We start from the raw sequence: 10,730 nt of genomic DNA, 5'->3' as shown, positions 1-10,730 counted from the left end.
CTACACCGATCCTTCGCCGAATTGGTTGAGGGGCCCATCTCCGAATTCCAAGCTGGGGACATTCACATGCGGGACGTAAGCGGTAGGATCACGTCCGGCGTTGGGAAGATCGCGTTTGCGCAGCATAGGGGGGCAATCTCGAAGTCTGCGCAATGGATGCAGACGAGTCCAAGGCCTCGATGAGGTTCACAGACAGCGCCGCCGATGATTGCTCTCCGCGCTGGTCGCCCGATGGCGCCAGAATCGCATTCGCCTCAAACAGGGATGGCAACTGGCAGCATAACTACGTTCGAGAGATGCTTCTACCGGTGCTCGGATCCCTATTCAGGCCCCGTGGACGATACGGGGCATGGGGCCAGCAGTCCCAGCGACCAGCAGCGGCTGGCAGCCGGGATGCTACTGGCTATCGCTAGTCGCTATTCCGCCGCGGTCAGCGCATTCTCCACCGCCTTGAGGTAGGCCTTAGCGGTGATGGTCGCACCGCTTACGGTGTCCACCTGGAGAGATTGAGCTTCGACAATTGCGTTGATGGTCTGTCGCCTCACCTCGGGCTGGTGGAACGTGATGTCCTGCACGACATCGATTCCAGTCACCCTGCCCGATTCCACCGTGACCCGAACCCTATTGGACCAACGTCCGCCCTTATACTGCCCTGTGTACGCGCCGTCCTGGAGTTTCGAGAAATCAACGATGCCAATGGGGAGATCCTTGCCCGACCTCAGCCCGACCAGACCGAAGACAATCATCCCTCCAATCAGGACAACTAGCCCAATGACGATCCACAGGACTACCTTCAGCATCTCACTCTCTCCCTCCATTCACTGGATAGCCTTAAGATCTACCGCGTAATCGTACGGTATCAGAGCTTTCATCTGGGTAAACCGGTATCCATCCTCAGCGTGAGTCAATCTGCTCAGATCGGCAGCGCTGCACCCGCCAAATCGGTCGAGTACGTCGTTCAGAACCTGCAGTTCCTCCTCCGTGAAAAGGGTAGTGTCCAGAGGAAGAAGAGCATTTACGCACTCGCCCTCGACTCCCCCATCGTAGGGTGTAAGGTCGACCACCCCCTTGGACTCCATGTAGTCGATGATGCTGTCGTGAGACAGCGGAATGGGCCCGAAATGGTTATGGCAGTACGCCAGACCACTGATCGATCTGAACATACGCCTGTATGCAGCGAAGTCCGCGTACCACATGAGCTTGAGAAGCTTGGACTTCACCACCCCTCCAAGCCTCGCCGCGAAGAAGGTCATCACGTTGGCGACCTTGTCTAGGTCAAGCTGACGCCGTCCTCGGAGTTGCTCTCCGCCTGATGAGTGCCGACGGACGATGTACTCTTCCAGGTAGTCTTCAGGAACAGTCAGCCCCGCAATCTGCTGGAAGGTCTTTTCCACACGTGATCGCTCCAGGCTGCCCAACCCCTCCTTGCCAGCCTCAAACAGGGAGCGGGCGTACTCAGCGTCGTCGCCGAAATGGCGAAGCTGCTCACTATGCGCCCCCGACGGTATGGCACCGGTCTCATAGCGAGCTATCGTGGCCGGACTCCACCCCAGCAAGAGCGCAAGGCCTCTTTGAGACAACCTGTACCGATCCCTTATGGCGATAACATCCTCCCTACTGAGAAGCCCCTTGCTCCGGCAATACTGAGCAAAGGCCAGAGCAATATTGTGGCCGTCCAATTCGGAGTCGTACACGGCCGTACCGCACACATCGCACGCCTTGACGTGCGCAGTAATGCCGATGAATCCAGCATTGAGACCCTGCGAAGGTGGAGTTATGGTTTTAGGCAGTGGTGTAAATCCATCGGGACGATCCTGCGCGTATTCACAGGGACAGCCGCCATGTTTGCAGACCCTTTCCGCGGGTCGTCTCGACCAGGCATCGACGAGACTCCTCGCACCCTCTCCAAGTCACGTATGGCACATACCTTCTGGGGGTATTGCGGCCCTGCCTGGCCACAAGGCGACCAGATCCTCGCCGAAGGTGGACGCTTCTGACCCAGGTTGGGCCCAATGATGCGGCTTTCGAGGGATCTTTCGCTTCAAGGCGCCTCGCCAGGGCTCCGAAACATCTCTTTTCTCCTAGTTTCTGGCATATCGCGGCCTCCTTCAGCCGGTTTTGGCCGACGCATACCCCCCCTTCCGCTCAATCCAGCGCCGGAGTCGTCCAACCTGGTGGAAATTCGCCCATCTCGTCGGGAAATCTGGGCCGAATCTGCCCACCTTCGCGGACAACCCGAACCAGCCGCACTCGGATCATCAATTTCATCCCATTTGTCTGCCCCAACAGTGGCGATCACAGCGACTGGTTTTCTCGCGATCACTGTATCCGCCACTCCCGGCCTGGAACGGCTGCAGGAAATCCTTCTCGCGGAAGAGGAATGAACCTGGCTTAGGCAGGCGAACCCGTCGGGATCGCATTTCCTATATGCCCAATCGCTGTGGTCACGGCAGGAAAGCAGAGGCCGGATTAGAATACTATGCCTGCTGTTACTATCTCTTCTGCCATCAGAACCGACACTAGAACCGCCAAGTATCATCCAAAGGAGCAGGTTGTATGAAGAAACACACGGGCGCGTCCGACTCTCTGCTGCAGGTTGGCGTGCTGGTCGGGGCTCTGGTTCTGGCGCTGTTGGTCGGAGCGGGGCTAATCTTGCTGGCCCGCGCAAGTCCCATCGCCGCGTACAAGGCAATGTTCACCGGGCCGTTCAGCGGCAGGTACGGCATCACCGAAAGCCTCGTCAAGGCAACCCCGCTTCTGCTCATAGGCCTCGGAATCGTCATCTCATTTCGAAGCGGGATCCTCAACATCGGAGGCGAAGGGCAGATGATCGCCGGTTCGCTTGCTGGCGCAGCCGTGGCCCTGGCCCTTCCGGGCTGGCCCGCCGTAGCGCTGTTGCCGCTGACCATGATCGCGGGCATCCTGGCAGGGGCCGTGTGGGGCGGCATCGCCGGGTGGCTCAAAGCCTGCCTCTCGGTAAATGAGATACTGAGCACCGTCATGCTCAACCAGATCGCCTTCCAGCTCAACCTGTACCTTATCCGCGGGCCGATGATCGACCCGCAGGAGGTGGCATACGGCACCGGTTGCCCCCAGACTGCTTTGCTGCCCAGATCGATCTGGCTTCCCCGGATCATCCGCGGAACGCGGTTCCACTGGGGCTTGGTCATCGCCGTGGCCTTCGCAGTCCTGGTCTATGTCTTCCTCTGGCGCACCACAATCGGATACCGGATGCGCGCCTCCGGCGCCGGCCCGCAGGCTGCAAGGGCGGCCGGCATCGGGGTTGAGAACTATCAGATACTCGCCATGGCCTTCGCAGGAGGCTTCGCCGGGCTGGCCGGGGTCGTGGAAGTGCTCGGCGTGCACCACAGGGTGCTCGAAGGGCTCTCCGGCGGCTATGGGTTCAGCGGAATCGTGGTGGCGCTGTTCGGACGCCTGCATCCGTTGGGCTGCATCCCCGCCTCGATCCTCTTCGGCATGCTGACTCTGGGCGCCGACATGATGCAGAGGGCCGTGTCCATACCCGCCGCCATCGTCATGGCCATACAGGGGCTGGTCGTGCTCTTCGTCGTCGGAAGCGACCTGCTCATCCGGCAGCCGGATTTGCTGCGCCGCCGCCTGAGGATGGTCGGGCCCTCCATAGCGCCTGCCGGCGGCGCGGCGGGCGGCAACAAGGAGGTGAACAGCTGACATGGGCGCCATCTCCGGCCAGGGAATAGTCGTAGGCATACTCGCTACAGGAATCAGGCTGGCAGCGCCGTTTCTCTTCGCATCGCTCGGCGAAATGTTCTCGCAGCGCTCAGGCGTGTTCAATCTTGGATTGGAAGGCATCATGATGATGGGCGCCTTCGCGGGATTCATGACCTCGCTGGGCGCCGGCAGTCCGTGGCTCGGCGTACTGGCGGCAATCGGCGTCGGGGCCGCACTGGGCCTGCTGATGGCCTTTATCAGCGTCACCATGCAGGCCGAACAGGGCATTTCCGGCATCGGCCTGCACATGTTCTGCTGGGGCCTGTCGGGGTTGCTGTTCCGCGTCTACCTTGGGTTCATCACATCGTGCAAAGGCTTCAGCCCGTGGCATATTCCAGTGCTGTCCCACATACCGGTTCTTGGCCCCATTCTGTTTCAGCACAACTGGATGGTGTATTTCTCTCTCTTGCTCGTTCCAGTCTCCTGGTTCGTGCTCTACCGCACCACATGGGGGCTCAAAGTGCGCGCCGTGGGCACGACGCCGCAGGCCGCCGACACACTGGGCGTCAACGTCAACGCCATTCGCTGCCAGTGTGTAGTGCTGGGAGGCGCCATGGCCGGTCTAGCAGGCGCTTTCCTCACCGTGGGCCAGGCCAACATGTATGCCGACAACATCACCGCCGGGCGCGGGTTCATAGCCGTTGCCCTGGTCTACTTCGGCAGATGGAGCCCTATGGGCATTCTCCTCGGGTCACTCCTGTTCAGCATGATGAACGCACTTCAACTGTGGGTTCAGGTGCTGGGCATCAGCTTCCCGTACGAGTTCGCGGTGATAATGCCCTACGTCATGACCATTGCAGCCCTGGCAGTGGCGGTAAGGCGCGTCTGGGCCCCGACAGCCCTAGGCAAGCCGTTCCGAAGAGAAGCGGGCTAACCGCAGGCACATCATAGGGTGGATCATCCGGTATCCTCGCCGGCCAGGATGGCCAGCGCACAAGTACAGCAGGAGGTGTCTATTGTGAGGAAATATCGCGTGGTTATCGTGGTAATTCTGGCGTTCGCGATGCTCATTGCTGCCGGCTCGGGGCCGATCTACAGCGCGCCGGCCAAGAAGATCCGCGTCGCCATGCTCATGGCGAGCACCATCGACGACATGGCATGGAGTCAGTCGATGTACGAGGGTCTCAAGGCGGTGCAGAAGGAGTTGGGCGCCGACAAGCTGGAGTTCGTGACAAGCGAGCGCATGGGCAATCCTGTGGACGCAGGCGCTGCCATCAGGCAGTACGCCGACCAGGGATTCGACATCATCATCGCCCATGGCGCCCAGTATCAGAGCGTGCTCATGGAACTGGCCCCCGATTTCCCCAAAACCACGTTCGCGTACGGGACTGGGTTCACCGCTGCCCCCAACATCTTCGCCTACGACCCTCAGGCTCAGGAAGGCGCGTATCTCATGGGCATGATTGCAGCCCTCATGTCCAAGTCGGGCATTGTTGGGATCGTGGGCCCGGTGGAGTCGGGCGACGCGATCAAGTATAACTACGGCTTCCAGCAGGGCGTGGCAGCGGCCAACCCCAATGTGAAAGTGCGCATAGCCTATACCGGCTCCTTCGGCGACATTGTGGGCGCCGGCGAGCTCGCCAAGGTTCACATGGACGCCAAGGCCGACATACTGACCGGATCAGCCCAGCAGGCGGTGGGCGCCGCTCGAGCCGTGGCGGAGAGGTCCGGCGTCTACTGGATGTCCACCGATATGGACCAGGCCTCCCTGGCCCCTGATCACGTGCTGGCGGCCCAGGTATATCACTGGGAGAAAGTAGTTAAAGCCATAATCGACTATCGTGCTCAGGGCATCCTGGGCGGGAAGCACCTTACACTGAGCTTCTCAGACGGCGCCCTCGAGCTACGCTACAACCCCAAGCTCGTGAGCAAGATCCCCAAGAACGTGCTTGATCTCGTGGAAAAGGCCAAACAGGGCATCATCTCCGGCGCGCTCAAGGTGGAACTGCCCAAGAAGAAGTAGACTGAGCGACTGAAGGGTGGCAACGTCCATGGAATCGAGATCGGGGCTCCGCATACGGCAAGTGAGGATGCGCCAGATAACGAAGACCTTTCCCGGGGTCCGGGCCAACGACCGCGTTGACCTCGATATCAACTCCGGCGAAGTGCTGGCGCTCTTGGGCGAGAACGGCGCGGGCAAGACCACACTGATGAAAGTGCTCTACGGATTGTACCGACCAGACGCAGGGCAGATATTGGTCAACGGGAAGCCAGTGGTCATCAGCTCCCCGCGCGATGCCATCGCCCTGGGCATCGGCATGGTACACCAGCACTTCATGTTAGTCCCCAGCCTCACCGTGGCTGAGAACGTCGTGCTCGGCCTGCCCTCCAGCCGGGGTCCCCTTCTCGACCTGGACACAGCGTCACGACGCATAGTGGCTCTTGGCGACGAGTACGGTTTCAGGGTGAAGCCCGATACGCCCGTGTGGCAGCTGGCGGTGGGAGAGCAACAGCGCGTGGAGATCATCAAGGCGCTCTACCGAGGCGCCGAGCTCTTGATCCTGGACGAGCCCACCGCGGTGCTCACCCCGCAGGAAGCCAGCGAACTCATCACCGTGCTCCGCGGCATGGCCCAAGCCGGGAAGTCGCTGGTGTTCATCAGCCACAAAATGAACGAAGTCATGGCGGTGAGCGACCGCGTGACGGTGCTCCGGGCGGGGGCGGTAGTTGGAACCGCGCCGACCTCGGAGGCCAGCCCGGAGTCGTTGGCCACCATGATGGTGGGGCGCAAGATCGAAGCCGCCAGGCGCACCGGGGAGATCTCCAGCGGCCATAGTGTGCTGGAACTGGACCAAGTGTGGGCGGACGCCGACAATGGTCTGCCGGCGCTCAAAGGCCTATCGTTCGAGGTTCGCGCGGGCGAGATCCTGGGGCTCGCCGGAGTATCGGGCAACGGCCAGAGGGAACTGGCAGAGGTCATGTCCGGCCTGCGCCCGGTGAGCCGCGGCAACGTGCGCCTGCGCGGCAAAGACCTGACAGGCGCTTCGCCGGCAGCGATGATCGATGCCGGCCTGGGCTATGTGCCTGAAGACAGGCTCAGTTTTGGGATCGTGCAGTCGTTTTCGGTGGAAGAGAACCTGATTCTCAAAGACCACCACAGGCAGCCGTTCGCCCGAGGGATCTTCCTTCAAAACGATGTGATCCGCGACTGGTCGCGCAAGACCGTGGAGGCCTTCGATATCAGGACCCCCAGCGTGGAGACGCGCGCGGGCAGCCTGTCAGGCGGCAACATCCAGAAGGTGATCCTGGCCCGCGACATCGCCCGGAACCCCGCAGTGCTGCTGGCGTGCTATCCCACCCGCGGCCTCGACATCGCAGCCACCGAGTACGTCCACCGCCGCCTCCTGGACGTGCGCAGCTCAGGCGGAGGCATCCTCCTCATATCTGAGGAGCTCGACGAGATCCTGAACCTCTCCGACAGGATCGCAGTGATCTACGAAGGAAGGATAGTCGCAGTGACGGAGGCCGACAGCGTGTCGTTGGAGGAGTTGGGGTTGCTAATGGCGGGAGCGAATGCGGCCAATGCGACGGACAGGGCGGGCAACGCGGCAGGCGGCGGAGCATCTGAGAGGTGTTCGTGAGCAATCCAGCAGCTTGGGCAAGCAGCGAGCAGCGCTCATTCGAGTGTGAAGCGAAAGCGACATCTGCATTAGGAGAGACCGGCGCCAATCCGCGTGACTCGGCGCCGAGCCGTCGATGCCGCTCGCGATCGCTTTGAAGATGCGCTCGGCAGCGTTGCAGAAGTCATGCGGATCCTGCCCTCGTCGATGACCTCGTAGTCTCCCTGAGTCATGGCAACTCTACTCCCTTTCCGCGAACTCTGGCCAGCAAGCTGGCCTGCGCATCCTCCGTGGTCAAGCTTGATCAGCAGCCAGATCATGTGCTCTGTCAGCCGCGATGGCGACGATAAGCCAATGCCAGTGCATTCGTTAGGTCTTCAACGCAATCCTGGGCAAGATCCTTCGCAGAGAGACTCTCCGCATTCGTCGTCCAATATGGGTATGCCAGGATCCGCTGGTGAGAAGTGCAGGGGTTATAGAACTGAGGGTCAAGCAGCACTCTCCCTCCTGCCCGGGAATCTCGCGGGCGTACCTTTGGACCTGCCTAGGTGTGTAGCAGCGTGGAGACAAGATCACACTCGTGCCAGGGAACTGCTCAACGAACTCCAAGCCGAGAGATATCATCCCCCAACCCTGCTGCAGATAGAATGGCGCCCACCACCTTTGAGGATTCGTGCTCTTGAGATCATGGATTTCCTTCAATGCGCAAAGAATCTCGTAGCCAAGCCAGTTGTCATAGTCCAGACCCAGCGACCCGCATTCCTGCAGGAGAGCAATCGTTGTATGGTTCTTTGCCTTCTTGCTCAATGTTTCAGCATTTGTTTTCGATCTTGCCGGAACCGTTTTGGGCATCATTGCCCTGTTCAATCTGTTCACGGGTATGACGACCAACGGTATCATGCTTCTCGTTATCGCCTGGCTGGTCAGCCCTTTCGGGGCTCCGATGGCGGCGGCCTGGCTGCTGGGCAAGCTCCAGGAGTTGAAGTTTTTCATTCAGGACAGCACATATAGCTAGACGACAGAATTGGGTTTTTCAAAGCTGTTTACTTTCGTGCTAATATTGATTATCATATTAGCACGAAGGGAATGATCGCCATGACGCAATACGAACGACTTGAACAATTGGTTTCCGCGAATCACGGAATCGTTCAGACGGCGGAAGCTGTTGCCGCCGGTATTTCAAAACCGGCTTTTTATAAATTCATCAAAGATCGTGACCTAGAACAGGTTTCTCACGGTGTCTATGCTTCACCAGACGCATGGACGGATACAATGTATCTGCTTAGCCTGCGCTGCAAGCAAGCTCTATTCTCCCATGAAACAGCTCTATTTCTTCACGATCTGACTGACCGGGAGCCGACACAGTATTCCATTACCGTCAAGACAGGATACAATCCGTCAAAGCTGAAGGCGGACGGAATTAAGGTCTATACAGTCAAAAAAGAGTTTTACGGGATCGGTATGGCAAAGATGCAAACACCATTCGGACATACGGTTCGTGCGTATAACCCGGAGCGTACCGTCTGTGATATTATCCGCAGCCGGAGCAATATTGAGATGCAGACCTTCCAGGACGCCCTGAAGCAGTATGCCAAACGAAAAGAAAAGAATCTGCGCCTGCTGATGCAGTATGCACAGGAATTCCATGTGGAGAAAATCCTGAATCGATATTTGGAGGCACTGCTGTAATGACCCATATTCAGCACCCTGACGGCACAGGGTTGAAGGTTTTTTCAGCCGATTGGCAGGCCTGTAAATGGAAATTGCTTCCTTGTACTCTTGGCGTGATTGTTGTATGCTCAACGTAAGAGGCGAGGATGATGTCACCAAGGGCTTTCTCGGCGGGAGCAGGCGCCATGATCGGTCAGGTCATCAGGGAGCTTGAGATAGTTGAAACCATCGATAACCTGGTGAAATGGGATCCGAAACAATGCAAGCATTCGCCCGGCGCGCATGTTCTTGCTATGCTCATCAACATCTTAATGGGGCGCACCGCGCTTTACCGGGTGGATGAGTTCTACGATCTGCAAGACGTTCCCATTCTGTTTGAAGCCAGCTCTCCTGAGGGCGAAGCACTGTACGTTACGTATGGATACAGCCGAAACCACAGGCCTGACCTTAAGCAGTTCAACTACGGCCTGGTGGTTAACGGCGAAGGCATACCACTGATGGGCGAAGCCATGGACGGCAATGAGTCGGATAAGGTCTGGAACGGGCGAGTGATCGAGGACCTGGTAGGTCAATTCACCGACAATCTGACCGAACTGGTGTATGTAGCCGATTCGGCTGTAGTGACGAAGGCTAACCTCGATGTCATTGCCGACAAGGGCATCAGGTTCATCTCAAGATTGCCCGCAACATTCAGACAGGAGCAGGAGGTCAAAGATAAGGCCTTGTCAGAGGGAGATTGGGTCGACGCCGGGATCTTGACCCAGAACCCTAAGCGCAATTCGGCGTTCTACAAGTGCAAAGAGTACGTCATGGAGATCACTACTAAGACCGCTGCCCGGCCATACAGGTGTAGAGCAGCGAGTTGCTGCATCCAGAAATCAGCGAATATCGTCAGATTGCACGATTCTTCCCCGTATGTGCAGGGCAGAATAGCGAGCGGACTGATCTTCACGATAGTCTGGTCCAGAAGGAGCGCGCAAAAGGAAAAGACGCGAGTTACGCGCTTCACGCCCCCGCGCCTCTCCTACCCAGATGGTCATCCTGTTTGAGCCCAGCATCACCATCCGCGAGTATTGTGCGCGAGGCAGGCAAAACCTATTCCCAACGTTGCACACTTGTCCCAATCCAGGTTGTCAGGCTCGTGATTCCTTCTGGTGCAACGGGTTCGACAAGACTCCTCGCACCCTCTCCAATTCGCGTACGGTGCATACCTTCTGGGGGTCTTTCGGCCCTGCCTGGCCATAAAACGACCAGGTCCTCGCCGAAGATGGGCGCTTCTGACCCAGGTTGAGCCCAATGATGCGGCTTTCGAGGGATCTTTCGCTTCAAGGCGCCTCGTCAGAGCTCCGAAACGTCTCTTTTCTCCTATTTTCTGGCATATTGTGGCCTCCTTCAGCCGGTTTTGGCCGACGCATACCCCCCCTTCCGCTCAATCCAGCGTCGGAGTCGTCCAACCTGGTGAAAAATCGCCCATCTCGTCGGGAAACCTGGGCCGAATCTGCCCACCTTCGCGGACAACCCGAGCCAGACGCATTCGGATCATCAATTCCATCCCTTTGTCCACCCCAGCAGTGACGATCACAGTGACTGGTTTCCTCGTGATCACTGTATCCGCCACTCTCGGGCCTGGAACGGCTCCAGGAAATCCTTCTCGCGGAAGAGGAATGAACCTGGCTTAGGCAGGGGCGCGGGCTGCAGCCGGGAGCCACACATAGGGCTCCAGGGCTGCGGCCCGCGCCGCCCGACGAA

The 10,730-nt window shown here is 58.9% G+C and carries 12 protein-coding genes; 8 read left to right on the top strand and 4 right to left on the bottom strand.

Features of this window, described 5'->3' with window-relative positions:
* Positions 1-152: 152 nt before the first annotated feature.
* On the top strand, positions 153-413 hold the full coding sequence (locus VB144_12040) for a hypothetical protein (GenBank protein ID MEA4884360.1): 261 nt from the start codon (positions 153-155) through the stop codon (positions 411-413).
* A 3-nt stretch (positions 414-416) separates the two neighbouring features.
* On the opposite strand, the gene VB144_12035 is transcribed toward VB144_12040, so the two are convergent.
* Both VB144_12035 and VB144_12030 read right to left on the bottom strand, forming a co-directional pair.
* Positions 417-800, bottom strand: coding sequence for an FMN-binding protein (locus VB144_12035; GenBank protein ID MEA4884359.1), 384 nt, complete (start codon positions 798-800; stop codon positions 417-419).
* A gap of 18 nt (positions 801-818) precedes the next feature.
* The gene (locus tag VB144_12030; protein MEA4884358.1) at positions 819-1,694 is read right to left on the bottom strand and encodes a DUF4065 domain-containing protein; all 876 of its coding nucleotides are present in this window, start codon (positions 1,692-1,694) and stop codon (positions 819-821) included.
* 862 nt (positions 1,695-2,556) lie between these two features.
* Here VB144_12030 and VB144_12025 point away from each other — a divergent pair.
* From VB144_12025 to VB144_12010, 4 genes are all read left to right on the top strand, one after another.
* Entirely contained in the window at positions 2,557-3,690 is a 1,134-nt protein-coding gene (locus VB144_12025) for an ABC transporter permease (protein ID MEA4884357.1), read from the top strand.
* 1 nt (position 3,691) lies between these two features.
* Positions 3,692-4,624 carry an ABC transporter permease gene (locus VB144_12020; GenBank protein ID MEA4884356.1) on the top strand — a complete coding sequence of 311 codons (933 nt, stop codon included), beginning with the start codon at positions 3,692-3,694 and terminating at the stop codon, positions 4,622-4,624.
* 84 nt (positions 4,625-4,708) lie between these two features.
* Positions 4,709-5,713 (top strand): BMP family protein, encoded by a 1,005-nt coding sequence (locus tag VB144_12015; GenBank protein MEA4884355.1) that lies wholly within the window; start codon positions 4,709-4,711, stop codon positions 5,711-5,713.
* Positions 5,714-5,741: 28 nt separating this feature from the next.
* Positions 5,742-7,331: an ABC transporter ATP-binding protein gene (locus tag VB144_12010; protein ID MEA4884354.1), complete on the top strand. Its 1,590-nt coding sequence runs from the start codon at positions 5,742-5,744 to the stop codon at positions 7,329-7,331.
* A 348-nt stretch (positions 7,332-7,679) separates the two neighbouring features.
* On the opposite strand, the gene VB144_12005 is transcribed toward VB144_12010, so the two are convergent.
* Positions 7,680-8,117, bottom strand: a complete 438-nt coding sequence (locus VB144_12005) for a hypothetical protein (protein MEA4884353.1) — start codon at positions 8,115-8,117, stop codon at positions 7,680-7,682.
* Here VB144_12005 and VB144_12000 point away from each other — a divergent pair.
* The 3 genes from VB144_12000 to VB144_11990 all read left to right on the top strand — a co-directional run bounded on the left by VB144_12000 (position 8,086) and on the right by VB144_11990 (position 10,030).
* Complete coding sequence (locus tag VB144_12000; GenBank protein MEA4884352.1) at positions 8,086-8,325, top strand: CD1845 family protein; 240 nt, start codon at positions 8,086-8,088, stop codon at positions 8,323-8,325. The genes VB144_12005 and VB144_12000 overlap by 32 nt on opposite strands.
* Before the next feature lie 80 nt (positions 8,326-8,405).
* Positions 8,406-8,999, top strand: a complete 594-nt coding sequence (locus tag VB144_11995) for a type IV toxin-antitoxin system AbiEi family antitoxin domain-containing protein (protein MEA4884351.1) — start codon at positions 8,406-8,408, stop codon at positions 8,997-8,999.
* A gap of 131 nt (positions 9,000-9,130) precedes the next feature.
* Positions 9,131-10,030 carry a DUF4277 domain-containing protein gene (locus tag VB144_11990; GenBank protein ID MEA4884350.1) on the top strand — a complete coding sequence of 300 codons (900 nt, stop codon included), beginning with the start codon at positions 9,131-9,133 and terminating at the stop codon, positions 10,028-10,030.
* 380 nt (positions 10,031-10,410) lie between these two features.
* On the opposite strand, the gene VB144_11985 is transcribed toward VB144_11990, so the two are convergent.
* Complete coding sequence (locus tag VB144_11985) at positions 10,411-10,587, bottom strand: hypothetical protein (GenBank protein MEA4884349.1); 177 nt, start codon at positions 10,585-10,587, stop codon at positions 10,411-10,413.
* Positions 10,588-10,730: the final 143 nt, after the last annotated feature.

The organism is Clostridia bacterium (genome assembly GCA_034926675.1).
GTDB lineage: Bacteria > Bacillota > DTU025 > DTU025 > DTU025 > JAYFQW01.
Note: the sequence above shows the minus strand (reverse complement) of the source record. Positions and strands in the feature narration are given on the sequence as shown.